This is a genomic window from Streptomyces sp. NPDC045955 (assembly GCF_056430805.1).
In genome coordinates this window covers 83,889-98,662 of sequence record NZ_JBWKKY010000004.1, presented here as the reverse complement: position 1 = coordinate 98,662, position 14,774 = coordinate 83,889, and the positions used below count along the sequence as shown (strand labels likewise).

Annotated in this window: 14 protein-coding genes and 1 pseudogene; 9 read left to right on the top strand and 6 right to left on the bottom strand. The window is 71.8% G+C overall.

Going from position 1 to position 14,774, the window contains the following annotated elements; all coding sequences use genetic code 11:
- The first annotated feature begins 15 nt into the window (after positions 1–15).
- Together AC07F0_RS09540 and AC07F0_RS09535 are read left to right on the top strand one after the other, a co-directional pair.
- The gene (locus AC07F0_RS09540; RefSeq protein WP_478976481.1) at positions 16–1,944 is read left to right on the top strand and encodes a 2-oxoacid:acceptor oxidoreductase subunit alpha; all 1,929 of its coding nucleotides are present in this window, start codon (positions 16–18) and stop codon (positions 1,942–1,944) included.
- Positions 1,937–3,016 carry a 2-oxoacid:ferredoxin oxidoreductase subunit beta gene (locus AC07F0_RS09535; RefSeq protein ID WP_478976478.1) on the top strand — a complete coding sequence of 360 codons (1,080 nt, stop codon included), beginning with the start codon at positions 1,937–1,939 and terminating at the stop codon, positions 3,014–3,016. The genes AC07F0_RS09540 and AC07F0_RS09535 overlap by 8 nt, the downstream gene beginning before the upstream one ends.
- A gap of 32 nt (positions 3,017–3,048) precedes the next feature.
- On the opposite strand, the gene AC07F0_RS09530 is transcribed toward AC07F0_RS09535, so the two are convergent.
- A complete protein-coding gene (locus tag AC07F0_RS09530; RefSeq protein ID WP_478976475.1) occupies positions 3,049–3,435 on the bottom strand; it encodes a winged helix-turn-helix transcriptional regulator in 387 nt (128 codons plus the stop codon).
- A 91-nt stretch (positions 3,436–3,526) separates the two neighbouring features.
- Between AC07F0_RS09530 and AC07F0_RS09525 the strand changes: the two genes are divergently transcribed.
- Together AC07F0_RS09525 and rarD are read left to right on the top strand one after the other, a co-directional pair.
- Positions 3,527–4,381 (top strand): SDR family oxidoreductase, encoded by an 855-nt coding sequence (locus AC07F0_RS09525; RefSeq protein WP_478976472.1) that lies wholly within the window; start codon positions 3,527–3,529, stop codon positions 4,379–4,381.
- A gap of 130 nt (positions 4,382–4,511) precedes the next feature.
- Positions 4,512–5,525: an EamA family transporter RarD gene (rarD, locus tag AC07F0_RS09520; protein ID WP_478976470.1), complete on the top strand. Its 1,014-nt coding sequence runs from the start codon at positions 4,512–4,514 to the stop codon at positions 5,523–5,525.
- A gap of 80 nt (positions 5,526–5,605) precedes the next feature.
- Here rarD and AC07F0_RS09515 read toward each other — a convergent pair.
- Together AC07F0_RS09515 and AC07F0_RS09510 are read right to left on the bottom strand one after the other, a co-directional pair.
- Positions 5,606–6,685: pseudogene (locus tag AC07F0_RS09515) on the bottom strand (MFS transporter); the annotation flags it as partial.
- Between the two features lie 143 nt (positions 6,686–6,828).
- Positions 6,829–7,404: a CGNR zinc finger domain-containing protein gene (locus tag AC07F0_RS09510; protein WP_478977246.1), complete on the bottom strand. Its 576-nt coding sequence runs from the start codon at positions 7,402–7,404 to the stop codon at positions 6,829–6,831.
- Positions 7,405–7,473: 69 nt separating this feature from the next.
- Between AC07F0_RS09510 and AC07F0_RS09505 the strand changes: the two genes are divergently transcribed.
- The gene (locus tag AC07F0_RS09505; protein ID WP_478976467.1) at positions 7,474–7,947 is read left to right on the top strand and encodes a VOC family protein; all 474 of its coding nucleotides are present in this window, start codon (positions 7,474–7,476) and stop codon (positions 7,945–7,947) included.
- A 151-nt stretch (positions 7,948–8,098) separates the two neighbouring features.
- Complete coding sequence (locus tag AC07F0_RS09500; protein ID WP_478976464.1) at positions 8,099–9,046, top strand: M28 family metallopeptidase; 948 nt, start codon at positions 8,099–8,101, stop codon at positions 9,044–9,046.
- A 6-nt stretch (positions 9,047–9,052) separates the two neighbouring features.
- Here the strand turns inward: AC07F0_RS09500 and AC07F0_RS09495 are convergent, their stop codons facing one another.
- Positions 9,053–10,393 (bottom strand): tetratricopeptide repeat protein, encoded by a 1,341-nt coding sequence (locus tag AC07F0_RS09495; protein WP_478976461.1) that lies wholly within the window; start codon positions 10,391–10,393, stop codon positions 9,053–9,055.
- A 157-nt stretch (positions 10,394–10,550) separates the two neighbouring features.
- On the opposite strand from AC07F0_RS09495, the gene AC07F0_RS09490 reads away from it, so the two are divergent.
- The 3 genes from AC07F0_RS09490 to AC07F0_RS09480 all read left to right on the top strand — a co-directional run bounded on the left by AC07F0_RS09490 (position 10,551) and on the right by AC07F0_RS09480 (position 12,879).
- Entirely contained in the window at positions 10,551–11,054 is a 504-nt protein-coding gene (locus tag AC07F0_RS09490; RefSeq protein WP_478976459.1) for a DUF6668 family protein, read from the top strand.
- A gap of 38 nt (positions 11,055–11,092) precedes the next feature.
- Positions 11,093–12,214, top strand: coding sequence for an amidase (locus AC07F0_RS09485; protein ID WP_478976456.1), 1,122 nt, complete (start codon positions 11,093–11,095; stop codon positions 12,212–12,214).
- An 83-nt stretch (positions 12,215–12,297) separates the two neighbouring features.
- Complete coding sequence (locus AC07F0_RS09480; protein ID WP_436725773.1) at positions 12,298–12,879, top strand: flavodoxin family protein; 582 nt, start codon at positions 12,298–12,300, stop codon at positions 12,877–12,879.
- A 50-nt stretch (positions 12,880–12,929) separates the two neighbouring features.
- Here the strand turns inward: AC07F0_RS09480 and AC07F0_RS09475 are convergent, their stop codons facing one another.
- Positions 12,930–13,805, bottom strand: coding sequence for an ABC transporter permease (locus tag AC07F0_RS09475; RefSeq protein ID WP_478976453.1), 876 nt, complete (start codon positions 13,803–13,805; stop codon positions 12,930–12,932).
- Positions 13,792–14,772: an ABC transporter ATP-binding protein gene (locus tag AC07F0_RS09470; RefSeq protein WP_478976450.1), complete on the bottom strand. Its 981-nt coding sequence runs from the start codon at positions 14,770–14,772 to the stop codon at positions 13,792–13,794. Before AC07F0_RS09470 ends, AC07F0_RS09475 begins: the two co-directional genes overlap by 14 nt.
- Positions 14,773–14,774: the final 2 nt, after the last annotated feature.

The window sequence follows — 14,774 nt, the reverse complement described above, 5'->3', positions numbered from 1 at the left end:
GGGAGGTCCAGTTCAGTGACCAGCCAGGTCAGTAGCCCAGCGGAGCAGGCCGACGAAACTGTCGTAGGAGAGCAGCGCAAAGCGGCGGGCACGAAGGACGTTCGTCGCCTCGACCGGGTGATCATCAGGTTCGCGGGGGACTCGGGTGACGGCATGCAGCTCACCGGTGACCGTTTCACCTCGGAGACCGCGTCGTTCGGCAACGACCTGTCGACGCTGCCGAACTTCCCGGCCGAGATCAGGGCGCCCGCCGGGACCCTGCCGGGCGTGTCGTCCTTCCAGCTGCACTTCGCCGACCACGACATCCTCACGCCCGGTGACGCGCCGAACGTGCTGGTGGCGATGAACCCGGCCGCACTGAAGGCGAACATCGGCGACCTGCCGCGCGGTGCCGAGGTGATCGTCAACACGGACGAGTTCACCAAGCGGGCGATGCAGAAGGTCGGCTACGACACCAGTCCGCTGGAGGACGGGTCGCTGGACGGCTACCACGTTCACCCCGTGCCGCTGACCACCCTCACCGTGGAGGCGCTGAAGGAGTTCGACCTCAGCCGCAAGGAGGCCGAGCGCAGCAAGAACATGTTCGCGCTGGGCCTGCTGAGCTGGATGTACCACCGGCCCACCGAGGGCACGGAGAGATTCCTCAAGTCGAAGTTCGCGAAGAAGCCCGACATCGCGGCGGCCAACATCGCCGCCTTCCGGGCCGGCTGGAACTTCGGCGAGACCACCGAGGACTTCGCCGTCTCCTACGAGGTCGCCCCGGCCGTCACGGCGTTCCCGCCGGGTGTCTACCGCAACATCTCCGGCAACCTCGCCCTGTCGTACGGCCTGATCGCCGCGAGCCGGCAGGCGGATCTGCCGCTGTACCTGGGGTCGTACCCGATCACGCCGGCGTCGGACATCCTGCACGAGCTGAGCAAGCACAAGAACTTCGGGGTACGGACCTTCCAGGCCGAGGACGAGATCGCCGGGATCGGGGCGGCGCTGGGCGCTGCCTTCGGCGGTTCGCTGGCCGTGACGACGACGAGCGGCCCGGGTGTGGCGCTGAAGTCGGAGACGATCGGTCTGGCCGTCTCGCTGGAGCTGCCGCTGCTGATCGTGGACATCCAGCGCGGTGGCCCGTCGACCGGTCTGCCCACCAAGACCGAGCAGGCGGACCTGCTCCAGGCGATGTACGGGCGCAACGGCGAGGCCCCGGCCCCGGTGGTCGCGCCCCGTACGCCGGCGGACTGCTTCGACGCCGCACTGGAGGCCGCCCGGATCGCGCTGACGTACCGCACGCCGGTGTTCCTCCTCTCCGACGGTTATCTGGCCAACGGCTCCGAGCCGTGGCGCATCCCGGACCTGGAGGAGCTGCCGGACCTGCGGGTGCAGTTCGCGCAGGGGCCGAACCACACGCTCGACGACGGCACCGAGGTGTTCTGGCCGTACAAGCGCGACCCGCAGACACTCGCCCGACCGTGGGCGATCCCGGGCACTCCGGGTCTGGAGCACCGGATCGGCGGCATCGAGAAGGAGGACGGCACGGGCAACATCTCCTACGCCCCGGCCAACCACGACTTCATGGTGCGCACCCGGCAGGCGAAGGTGGACGGCATCGACGTCCCGGACGTCGAGGTGGACGACCCGGACAGCGCCCGGGCCCTGGTCCTCGGCTGGGGCTCGACGTACGGGCCGATCACGGCCGCGGTGCGGCGGCTGCGCCGGGCCGGGGAGTCGATCGCGCAGGCGCATCTGCGCCACCTCAACCCCTTCCCGAAGAACCTCGGCACGGTGCTCGGGCGTTACGACAAGGTGATGATCCCCGAGATGAACCTCGGGCAGCTCGCCACGCTCATCCGGGCGAAGTACCTGGTGGACGCCCACTCGTACAACCAGGTCAACGGTATGCCGTTCAAGGCGGAGCAGCTCGCCACGGCTCTGAAGGAGGCCATCGATGGCTGAGACGTCCACGCAAGGCACGGGCACCATCGAAGCGCTTTCCCTCGTCCCCAAGGCCGAGGGCAGGCAGTCGATGAAGGACTTCAAGTCCGATCAGGAAGTGCGCTGGTGCCCTGGCTGCGGCGACTACGCCATCCTCGCCGCGGTGCAGGGCTTCATGCCCGAGCTGGGGCTGGCGAAGGAGAACATCGTCTTCGTCTCGGGCATCGGCTGCTCCTCGCGCTTCCCGTACTACATGAACACGTACGGGATGCACTCCATCCACGGTCGCGCGCCGGCCATCGCCACGGGTCTGGCGAGCTCCCGCCGCGACCTGTCGGTGTGGGTCGTCACGGGTGACGGTGACGCGCTGTCCATCGGCGGCAACCACCTGATCCACGCGCTGCGCCGCAACGTCAACCTCAAGATCCTGCTGTTCAACAACCGGATCTACGGACTGACCAAGGGCCAGTACTCGCCGACCTCCGAGGTCGGCAAGATCACCAAGTCGACGCCGATGGGCTCGCTGGACGCGCCCTTCAACCCGGTGTCGCTGGCGATCGGCGCGGAGGCGTCGTTCGTGGCGCGGACGGTCGACTCGGACCGCAAGCACCTCACGGAGGTGCTGCGCCAGGCCTCCGCCCACCAGGGCACGGCCCTGATCGAGATCTACCAGAACTGCAACATCTTCAACGACGGCGCCTTCGACGCGCTGAAGGACAAGCAGCAGGCCGAGGAGGCGGTGATCCGGCTGGAGCACGGCAAGCCGATCCGCTTCGGCAGCGACCTGGCCAAGGGTGTCGTACGGGATCCGGTGACGGGTGATCTGAAGGTGGTGGCGGTGACGCCGGACAACGAGGACCAGGTGCTCGTCCACGACGCGCACTCCGCGTCCGCGACCACGGCGTTCGCGCTGTCCCGCCTCGCCGACCCGGACACCCTGCACCACACGCCGATCGGCGTCCTGCGCTCCGTCGACCGGCCGGTGTACGACACGCAGATGGCCGACCAGCTGGACCGCGCGATCGAGCAGCACGGCAAGGGCGATCTGGCGGCGCTGCTGGCGGGCGGCGACACCTGGACGGTCGTCGGCTGATCATCCCTGGGAGAGCGAGGCCCGGGACCGTCTCAGGACGCGGCCCGGGCCTCGTCGTATGCCCGGCGGGCCTTGTCCACCTCGTCCATGCGCCGGCGCGTCCACTCGGAGAGAGCCCGCACCTGCTCGGCGGCCTCGCGGCCCAGGTCGGTGAGGGAGTAGTCGACGCGGGGCGGGATCACGGGCTTGGCGTCGCGGTGGACCAGGCCGTCGCGCTCCAGAGTCTGGAGCGTCTGCGTGAGCATCTTCTCGCTGACGCCCCGGCCCCCGTAGCTGCTGATCGCCCGGCGCAGCTCGCTGAACCGGTGCGGGCGGTCCAGGAGCTCGCTCAGCACGAGCACGCCCCAGCGGCTGGTGACGTGCTCCAGCACCAGCCGGTACGGGCACAGGGCCTCGGCGTCGCCGTTACTTACTGCCATGCCAGTACCTTACTTCAAAGTGGGTACTTTCCAAGAGTTAGCGCCTCTCGTAGGGTTAGTGCCATCGCACCCCACAAGGAGAGTCGCCCTCATGAGCATCATCGTCACCGGAGCCACCGGAAACCTCGGCCGTCACGTCGTGGAGCAGCTGCTGGAGAAGGTTCCCGCCGAGCAGATCACCGCGGTCGTCCGCAACGCGGACAAGGCCGCCGACTTCGCGGAGCGCGGTGTGAAGATCGCGTCGGCCGACTACAACGCCCCGGCGTCCTTCGACGGGCTCTTCTCCGCCGGTGACAAGGTGCTGCTGATCTCCGGCAACGAGTTCGACAAGGGCCGCGTGCAGCAGCACAAGGTCGTCATCGACGCCGCCAAGGCGGCCGGTGTCGCCCTCCTCGCCTACACCAGCGCCCCGGGCACGCTGACCGCCGCACTCGCCGACGACCACCGCGGCACCGAGGAGCTGCTCCTGGACTCCGGCGTGCCCTACACCCTGCTGCGCAACGGCTGGTACCACGAGAACTACACCGAGAACCTCGCCCCTGTGCTGGAGCACAACGCGGTTGTGGCCGCCGCCGGTGAGGGCAAGGTCTCCTCCGCCGCCCGCGCCGACTACGCCGCTGCCGCCGTCGCCGTGCTGACCGGTGAGGGGCACGAGAACAAGACGTACGAGCTGGGTGGCGACACCGCGTGGAGCTTCGCCGAGTACGCGGCCGAGCTGAGCCGTCAGACCGGCAGGGAGATCACCTACAACCCGGTCTCGACCGACGTGCTCACCGGGATCCTGACCGGCGCCGGCCTGCCCGAGCCGCTGGCGCAGACGCTCGCCGGCGTGGACGCCTCCATCGAGAAGGGCGAGCTGGTCGTCGCCACCGGCGATCTGTCCCGGCTGACCGGCCGCCCGACCACCCCGTTCTCCGAGGCCATCGCCGCGGCGCTCAAGGGCTGAACTCTCCCGGCGGGCCCCTGAGACGCCGGCGCCCCCGACTGTCATGACCGTATACCGATACGGGCATGACAGCCGGGGGCGCTCGGCGTTACCGTCGTGGACGCGGAACACACGTACGGAGGAGGGGCCCGTGAGCGGCAAGCCGAGGGGCGAGCGGCACATAGGACTGCTGAACGGCTTCGCGGCCTACGGCATGTGGGGGCTCGTTCCGCTGTTCTGGCCCCTGCTGAAGCCCGCCGGGGCGATGGAGATCCTGGCCCACCGGATGGTGTGGTCGCTGGTCTTCGTGGGCGCCGCCCTGCTCGTGCTGCGCCGCTGGGCCTGGGCCGGTGAGCTGCTGAGGCAGCCGCGCAGGCTGGGTCTCGTCGCGGTCGCGGCGATGTTCATCACCCTCAACTGGGGCCTGTACATCTGGTCCGTGAACTCCGGGCACGTCGTCGAGGCCTCGCTCGGGTACTTCATCAACCCGCTGGTCACCATCGCGATGGGTGTGCTGCTGCTGAAGGAGCGGCTGCGGCCGGTGCAGTGGCTGGCGGTCGGGACCGGCGCCGCGGCGGTCGTCGTGCTGACCGTCGGCTTCGGCCGGCCCCCGTGGATCTCCCTCGGCCTCGCCTTCTCCTTCGCCACGTACGGGCTGGTGAAGAAGAAGCTGAACCTCGGCGGCGTGGAGTCGCTGGCCGCCGAGACCGTGGTGCAGTTCCTGCCCGCGCTCGGCTTCCTGGTGTGGCTCAGCGCGCGGGGCGAGTCCACCTTCGCCGCCGAGGGCGCGGGACACGCGGCGCTGCTCGCCTCGGCCGGGATCGTCACCGCGCTGCCCCTGGTCTGCTTCGGCGCCGCCGCCATCCGCGTGCCCCTGTCCACGATCGGCCTGCTGCAGTACCTGACGCCGGTCTTCCAGTTCCTGCTCGGCGTCTTCTACTTCCACGAGGAGATGCCGCCGGAGCGCTGGGCCGGGTTCGCGCTGGTGTGGCTGGCACTGTCGCTGCTCACCTGGGACGCCCTGCGCGCCGCCCGCCAGGCCTCCCGCGCACTGACCAGCGAGATCAGCGCGCCCAGCACCACCAGGGCCACCGGCACGGTCAGCGCCACCCGGAACGCCGACAGCGTGGCCTCGGGGCCGGACCCGGTGGACGCCAAGCCGTAGACCGCGGTCACCGCCGAGATGCCGATCGCGGAGCCGAACTGCGTGGCGGTGGTCAGCAGCCCGCCGGCCAGGCCCTGCTCCGACTCGGTGACCTTGTCCGTGGCCGCGATCATCAGCGGCCCGGCGGCCAGGGCGAAGGCGGCGCCCGAGAGGAACAGGGTGGGGAACATCACGGCGTAGGACCAGTCCATGCCGACCGGCAGGAACAGCCCGTACCCGATCACGGCCAGGACGAAGCCGCCGACGATCACCTGGGCGTTGCCGAAGCGGGCGACCAGTCTCGGGGTGAGCGTCGGGGCGAGGACGGCGTCGATGCCCATGACGATGAGGGCCACCGCCGTCATGAGGGGCGACCAGCCGCGCAGTTCCTGGAGGTAGAGCGTCACGATGAACTGGAAGCCGAAGAAGGCGCCGAGGAAGAGCAGCGCTCCCAGGTCGGCGCGTACGACCGGGCCCTGGCGCAGGATGCCGAGGCGGACGAGCGGATCCGGGCAGCGGCGTTCGACGGCGACGAAGGCGCCGGCCAGGACGAGCGCCGCGAGGCCGGAGACCACGGTGAGCGGCCAGTCGCGCAGGCCGTGTTCCAGGCGTACGACGGTGTAGGCGGCCAGCAGCATGGCGCCGGCGGCGGTGATCACGCCAGGCAGGTCGAACCCGCGCCGGCGGGCGGGCGGGCCGTCCCGGCGGGGCACCAGGCGTACGGCCGTGACGAGCAGCGCCGCGGCCGGCAGCACCGGCGCGAAGAACACCCAGCGCCAGCCGAGCTCGGTGAGCAGACCGCCGATGACCAGGCCGAGGGAGAAGCCGGCCGCGCCCGTGCCGGCGAAGACCAGCAGGGCCTTGTTGCGCGGCGGGCCCTCGGCGTACAAGGTCGTGATCAGGGAGAGCGCGGCCGGGGTCATGAACGCGGCGGCGACACCCGTGACGAAGCGGGCGACGACCAGCATCCAGCCCTCGGTCGCGAGGCCGCCGAGCCCCGAGAAGGCGAGGAAGACGGTCAGCCAGAGCAGGAACATCCGCCGCCGCCCGAGCAGATCGGCCGCCCGGCCGCCCAGCAGGGTGACGCCGGCGTAACCGAGCACATAGCCGCTCATCACCCAGGCCGCGGTGCCGGTGGCCAGCCCGAGGTCGGAGCGGATGGCCGGGATCGCCACCGCCATCATCGCGACGTCGATGCCTTCGAGGAAGATCGTTCCGCAGAGGACGAACAGCAGCGCCCAGGCACGGGTGCCCATGAAACAACCCTCCTTTGCCGGGATCGGTCCCGCAAGTGAGTTACTCGTTCCCGTGCGGACTGCGGCGGCTACGGCGTCCGGGGAGCCTGCCGGGACCGGTGCGCCCGGGCCTTCTCGCGGTTGCCGCAGTGCTCCATCGCGCACCAGCGGCGGCGGCCCGGGCGGGAAGTGTCCACGAAGAGCAGGTAGCAGTTGTGGGCGCCGCACTCGCGGACGCGGTGGGCGTAGGGGCCGGTGAACAGGTCGATCGCGTCCCGGGCGACCGTGGAGAGCAGCTGGGCTCCGGTGGCGCCCGGGGCCCAGGCGCGGGTGCCGTCCGGCTCGATGCGGGCGACCAGCGGGGGCCCGGCCGCGGCGGCGTTGACGACGTCCAGGTGGGCGGCTCGCAGCGGGCGGCCGTGGGCACGGTCGGCGGCGAGCGGGAACACGGCGTCGCGCAGGGCGCGGACTCGCTCCAGCTCGTCCTCGGTGACGGTGATGTCCAGGCCGTCCGGGAGGCGGCTGCGTGCGGTCCACACGACCAGGTCGGCGGGCTCGTGCAGCACCTCGTAGCGGGCGAACTCCCCCGGGCCGCCCGTCGTCAGCAGTTCCAGGCACAGGGCGCCGGGGTCGAAGCGGTACGCCTTCCCCTGGTGCGTGACCAGCGTCAGGCCGGGTGTCCGGTCCGGCGTTTCCCCTGCGCGTCCACTCACCTAACCAGTATAACTGGTTACATGACACAGACCCCGGCGCCATCCGCCCCCGTGCACTGGAAGATCGTCATCGACGCGAACGATCCGCAGGCGCAGGCCGACTTCTGGGCCGCCGCCCTCCGGTACGAGGCCGAGGACAACAGCGCCCTCATCGAGAAGCTGCTCGGCTTCGGCGCCCTGCCCGAAGAGGCCACGGTCGAGTTCCACGGCCGGCGCGCCTTCCGGGACGTGATCGCCGTACGGCACCCCGAGGACCCGTTCGAGGAGGAGAGCGGGACGGGGCTGGGGCGACGGTTGCTGTTCCAGCGGGTGCCGGAGGCGAAGACGGTCAAGAACCGGCTCCACCTCGATCTGCACCCGGGCGAGGGGCGGCGCGAGGAGGAGGTCGCACGGCTGGAGGGGCTCGGTGCGCGTGTGCTGCGGCGGGTGGCCGAGCAAGGCGGTGAGTGGGTCGTGATGGCGGATCCGGAGGGGAACGAGTTCTGCGTGCAGTGACCTTCCCGTGCGGCCCGGTGTCTCACAACGCCCTGGCCTGATACCCCTCTTGACGGAGAGTCAGTACCAGCTTCACCATCCAGGCACCCCATTCACTGTGGGCCGCCCGTGGACACCCCACGGGCTTCCCCATGGAATTCGGAGCCCCCACATGAAGCTCTCCGTTTCCGCGCGTGCCGTGGCGTCAGGTGTCGTGGCGACGGCCGTGCTCCTGACCGGCGGTGCCGTGGCGGACGCCGCGTCGACTCCCCCGAGACCGGCCGCCGCGCCCGACATACCCCTGGCGGGCGTCAAGGCCCATCTGTCCCAGCTGCAGTCCATAGCCACCGCCAACGGCGGCAACCGCGCGCACGGCCGGCCCGGCTACAAGGCCTCGGTCGACCACATCAGGGCGAAGCTGGACGCGGCCGGATACACCACCACGGTCCAGCAGTTCACCGCCTCCGGGCGCACCGGCTACAACCTGATCGCCGACTGGCCCGGCGGTGACGCGAACCAGGTCGTGATGGCCGGCTCGCACCTCGACGGCGTCTCCTCCGGGCCCGGCATCAACGACAACGGGTCCGGCTCGGCCGCCGTCCTGGAGACCGCCCTCGCCGTGTCCCGGGCGCAGTACAAGCCCGCCAAGCACCTGCGGTTCGCCTGGTGGGGTGCGGAGGAAGTAGGACTGGTCGGCTCCCGCCACTACGTCAACCGGCTGGCCACCGGGGACCGTTCGAGGATCAGCGCCTACCTGAACTTCGACATGATCGGCTCCCCGAACCCCGGCTACTTCGTCTACGACGACGACCCGGTGATCGAGAAGACCTTCAAGGAGTACTTCAGCGGCATCGGTGTCCCGACCGAGATCGAGACCGAGGGCGACGGCCGCTCCGACCACGCGCCCTTCAAGAGCGCGGGCGTGCCGGTGGGCGGCCTGTTCACCGGGGCGAGCCGGACCAAGACGGCGGCGCAGGCGGCCAAGTGGGGCGGAACGGCCGGGCGGGCCTTCGACCGCTGCTACCACTCCTCCTGCGACACCATCGCCAACATCGACGACACCGCACTCGACCGCAACAGCGACGCTGTCGCGTACGCGGTGTGGGAGCTGTCGCAGTAACGGCGCCTACTGGTTGCGGGCGCGTTCGGTCAGGCGGCCCATGCGGGCGCGGGCCGACTCCAGTTGCTCGATCTCCTCGGCGGCGGGGCCGTCCTCGGCGGCGAGTTCGGTCCACAGGCCGATCAGGTCCCGCCCCAGCTCCAGGCCCACCGCCGGGTCGCGCACGGCGCGCCAGGCGGTGGCCGCGCTCTGCACGTTGCCGTAGGCGGCCTCCGCGTCGCCCGAGCGGCGGCGGGCGCCGGCCAGGTCGAGGGAGAGATGGAAGGCCCGGAGCGGGTCGCCCGCCAAGTAGGAGATGTACGCGGTCAGTTCGCGCAGCCGGAGCACCTCGGGGTGTTCCGGCCCGAGCGTCCCCGACGCCTCCGCGACGGTCTGGTCCGCCAGCCCGGCCGCCGCGTCGATGCGGCCCTCCTTGACGGCCTCGTTGATCCGTGCGACCGGCTCGGCGAGGAGGGCGGGCGCGGTGGGGTCGCCCGGGGCGCCGAGGGGTTCGTCATCGAGCACGGCCTCCGCGACGGCGTCGAAGCCCCGGGCGGGAGTCGGCTTGGCGTCGGCTTCGGCCGCGAGCAGCTCCGCTTCGGACATCGGCTCGGGTTCCCGCCTGCGGTGCGGGACCGGGCCGGCTCCGGGGACGGGGAGCGGCCTGACGTCCATGAGCGGAGGGGGCCCGAACTCGCCGGTCGGGGATGCGACGGTGCCCGGCGGAGTGTCCTCCGGCTCGGGGTGTGACTCCTCCGGTACGGCTCGCAACTCGAACGTCGGTGGGGCATGATCGGCCGGCTGCGGCTCGGGAACCGCCCGCAGCGGGAACGTCGGGGCCGTGCCACGGCCGGGCTCCGGTACGGGGCGCAGGACGTGCGTGGCCCTGTCCTCCCGCGGGTGCTGCCGCTCCGGCGCGGGCGGTGTCGGCCCGGGCGGCTCCGTCACCGCATCCACCGAGGGCGTACCCGCTGCGGCGACGGCGTCCTCCTGCGGAGCCGTCCGGACCGGCTCGGCGGTGAAGCGACTGGAGCCGTCCGGGTCGACCTGGAGCGGCACGACGTAGCCGATGCGCTCGTCGTGGATCGTGGCGAGGACGGGATGGCCGGTGGCCAGGGCGATGTGGTGAAGGCGGTTCAGGACGGCCTGCTGGATCTCCTCGCCGGGGGCCGCGAAGACGGGGACGCCGCCGACCGACGCACCGTCGCAGACACCCCCCGCGCCGGCTCCCGGGGCCGCTCCTGCCGGGACCGCTCCTGCCGGGTCCGCTCCGGTCCGGGGGACACGGACGTCGATCGGCGCCGCCGGGGTCGCCGCGTGCGCGGCCTGCTTCTGTTCCCGCTTCTTCTCGCGGCTGAGTCGAGCCATCGTCCCCTCATTCGGCGTCGTCCTACTGTCGAGTGTGTCCGCTCGCTCCCGTTTCTCACGTCACCGCGGTGTCACAGGCTCGTCCCAAGGGTTCCAGGTCCCGGCATGGATCGTTCCGCTTGGCATGAGGATCAGGCGTACGAGGGAGGAGAGGGGCATGCAGACAGGCATGCGACAGGGTCCGGAGATCTGGATCCGCGGCCCGGTGACCAGCCAGGAGCCGGGGCCGCCGGAGCCCGCTCACGCCCACGCCGCGGCACGGCGTTTCTCCTGGGTCGGCACACACGGCGGCGCGGGCGTCTCCACCCTCGCCGCGGTCTACGGCGGTCATGACAGCGGCCGCGCCTGGCCCCGCCCCGGTGATCCGGCGTCGGTGCTGCTGGTCGCGCGGACGCACGCGGCCGGGCTGGACACGGTCGCCGGTGCGGTGGAGATCTTCCGGCGCGGCCAGGCACCGCCCGGGCTCGACCTCGACGCCGTCGTCCTCGTGGCGGACGCTCCTGGCCGGCTGCCGCGTCCGCTCGCCCAGCGGGTCAAGTCCCTGGAGTCGGTCATCGATGTGTACCGGGTGCCGTGGGTGCCGGCCTGGCGGCTGGGCGAGCTGGGGCGCCCGCCGCGCGAGACCTCGGCCTTGGTCCGGCTGACGGGAGCGGCGCACTGACGGCGGCGTCCCTGTCGGCCGGGGAGATCGCGGCGGGCGTGCGGGCCCGGGAGCTGCGCGCGGTCGACGTGGTCGAGGCGGCGCTGGAGCGGATCGAGCGGGCCGATCCCGAGCTGTGCGCGTTCCTCGAGGTGTGGCGCGAGGAGGCGTTGCGGCGGGCGGGCGAGGTGGACGCACGGCTCGGCCGGCGTGCCCGGGATGTCGCCCGAAAGAGGGAAGCGCTGCCGCTGGCCGGGGTGCCGATCGCCGTGAAGGGGCGACACGGGTTGCGCACCGCGGAGCCGCTGCTCGCGGCGGGCTGTGTCGCCGTGGGCGCAACCTCCGTACCCGGGCCGGGAACGCCCTGGCAGACCTGGGGGCTCGGCGCCCGTGGCCGGACCGTCAACCCGTGGCGGGCGGACCGTACTCCGGGCGGCTCGTCGGCCGGGGCCGCGGTGGCGGTGGCGGCCGGGCTGGTGCCGCTGGCGACGGGCGCCGACGGTGCCGGGTCGGTGCGGATCCCGGCGGCGTGGTGCGGGGTGACCGGCCTGAAGACCACGGCCGGACGGCTGCCCTCCGCCGACCGTACGGGGCTCGCCGTGCCCGGTGTGCTCGCCCGCTCGGCGTCGGACGCGGCGGCCTGGTGGCGGGTCGTGTCCCGGGAGTCGGTGCCGGCCGGCACGCCGCTCCCGGTCACCGCCGTCTGGTCGTCCGACCTGGGCTTCGCCGGGCCCGAACCGGAGCCCGTCGCGCTCGCCCGGGCGGCGGTCGAACGGCTCGCGTCGGCGGGTGTCGTACGGCTCGTACGGCCGCGGGTGCCGTTGCGGCTCACGGACCCCGGGCCCGCCTGGCTCGCCCTGCGCACCCCCGGTGCCGATCCGGGCGAAGCCCACCGCGTCCGGGCGGAGAACGACCGGCGGCTGGCCGCGCTGTTCGCCGAGGCGGAGCTGCTGCTGTCGCCGACCGCACCCACCCCGCCGCACGGTCACGACGGCCCGGGCGACCGCTACTCCACCTCTCTCACCTGGGCGTTCAACCTCAGCGGGCATCCGGCCCTGAGCCTCCCGGCGGGCTTCGGCGGGGACGGCTGTCCGGCCGGGCTGCAGCTGGTGGCTCCGCACGGCCGGGAGGCCCTGCTGCTGGCCGTGGCACGGGAGGCGGAGGTGCGCGTCGGGAGCTGAGGGCACCCCTGGCGGATTTAGATGCGTGCGCATATGATGCAAGCGCGTGTAATTGACGTGCGCCTACCTTCTGGGGGACCACCATGACCCGTCGCTTCCTCTTCGTCCTGGGCAGCGCCCGAGCCGACGGCAACACCGAGCTGCTGGCCCGCGCGGCCGCCGAGCAACTGCCCCCGGACGTCGAACAGCAGTGGATCGACCTCGCCGAGCATCCGGTGCCCGACTTCGAGGACCTGCGGCACGACAGCGACCACGTCCGCCCGACCGAGGGCAACGTGGCACTGCTGCTCGACGCCACCCTCGCGGCCACGGACATCGTGATCGCCTCGCCCCTGTACTGGTACTCGGTCTCCGCGCACACCAAGCGCTACCTGGACTACTGGTCGGGCTGGCTGCGCACGCCCGGCCTCGACTTCAAGGCGACCCTGGCCGGTCGCACCCTGTGGGGAGTCACCGCGCTGGCGCACACGCAGCCCGAGGTGGCCGACCCGCTGGTCGGCACGCTCAACAACTCGGCCGCGTACATGGGGATGCGGTTCGGCGGAGTCCTGCTCGGCAACGGCAGCAAGCCCGGTGACGTACGGAACGACACCGAGGCACTGGCCCGGGCCAAGACGTTCTTCGCGCGGGAGGCGCCCCTGGCCCGGTTCGTGTACGAGGAGTGAGTGCTACGAGGAGTGAGTGCTACGAGAACTGAGGGCCAGGAGTACTGGCGCTACGCGGTGATGTCCTTCGTCGTGAAGCGCGCCCAGGCCGCCGAGCCGAACACCGCCGCGTACAGGGCCTGGAGGCCGAGGTTCTTCGCCAGGTCGTCCCAGTAGACGGGTTCGCGCATGAGGTCGGCGAAGGACAGCCAGTAGTGCGAGAAGAAGTAGGGCTGGAGAGCGTGCAGTTGCGGGATCTGGTCGAGGATCTGGACCGTGATCAGCAGGCCGACGGTGGTCGCCATCGCCGCGATGCCGCTGCCCGTGAGCGTCGAGACGAACAGTCCGAGCGCCGCCACGCCGATCAGTGACGCGGCGACGGCCAGGGCGATCAGCAGGGCTCTGCCCAGGCCCTCGGCGAAGCTGATCCGCGTGCCGGAGATGGTCGTCAAGTCGCCGAGCGGGAACAGCAGCGCGCCGACCGTCAGCGCCGAGACGGCCACGACCAGGGTGGCGGCCAGGCAGAAGAGGACGACGGTCGCGTACTTGGTGAGCAGCAGGCGGGTGCGGCCGGCCGGGGCGACGAGCAGGTAGCGGAGCGTGCTGGCGTTCGACTCGCCGGCGATAGCGTCGCCCGCGACGACGCCGATCGCCATCGGCAGGAAGAACGGCAGGGTGGCGGCCAGCGCGGTGAAGACGAGGAACAGGCCGTTGTTCGTGATCTGCGAGACGAACGCCGGTCCCCCGCCGCCACCGCCGGGCGACGAGCCGTCACTCGTCTCCATCTTGACGGCGATGCCGACCAGGACGGGCACGCCCGCCAGCACGGCCAGCAGCGCGAGGGTGCGCCAGCGCCGGAAGGTGGTGGTGAGCTCGCTGCGCAGCAGCCCGAAGGTCCACAGCGGGCTCACCGGCCGTACGGCTCCTGCGGCTTCAGCCTGCGACATCGAAACCCTCCCCGGTCAGCGCCACGAACGCGTCCTCGAGCGAGGCCCGTTCGACCGTGAAGCCGCGCACCCGCACACCGGCCGTGACCAGCGCGGCGTTCACATCGGCGAGGTCGCGCTCCGGTGGTTCGCCGGTCACCCGGTCGTCCGTGACGACGACGTCGCCTACGCCCTGCTCCTTCAGCACCCGGGCCGCCTCCGCCGGATCCGGCGTGCTCACCACCAGCCGGCCGCGCGTCCCGGCGGACAGCTCGGCGACCGGGCCCTGGGTGATCAGACGGCCCTGTGTCATCACGGCCGCGTGCGTGCAGACCTGCTCGATCTCGTCGAGCAGGTGGGAGGAGAGGAAGACGGTCGTGCCGTCCGAGGCCAGCTCCCGTATGAGCGTGCGGATCTCGCGCATGCCCTGCGGGTCGAGGCCGTTGGTCGGCTCGTCGAGCACGAGCAGCCGACGCGGCTGGAGCAACGCCGCCGCGAGGCCAAGGCGTTGTTTCATGCCCAGCGAGTACGCCTTGGCCTTCTTGCCCGCGGCGGCCGTCAGGCCCACCCGGTCCAGCGCGGCGGCGACCCGGGCCTTCCGGGTGCGCGGATCGGCGGCCGGGTCGGCGGAGTCGTAGCGGATGAGGTTGTCGCGGCCGGAGAGGAAGCCATACAGGGCCGGGCCCTCGATGAGGGCGCCGACGTGCGGCAGCACGGCGCGGGTGGCCCGGGGCATGGACCGCCCGAGCACCGTCGCCGTGCCGGAGGTGGGCTCGATGAGGCCCATCAGCATGCGGATGGTGGTGGTCTTGCCGGAGCCGTTGGGGCCGAGGAAGCCGAAGACGCTGCCCGCCGGGACGGTCAGGTCGAGGCCGTCGACGGCGAGCTGTCCGCCGAGGTAGCGCTTGGTGAGCGCGCGGGTGGCGATGACCGGGTCCCCGGCCTGATCGCCCCGCTGCTCCGGCTCCGTGGCGGACGGTTCGCCCATCG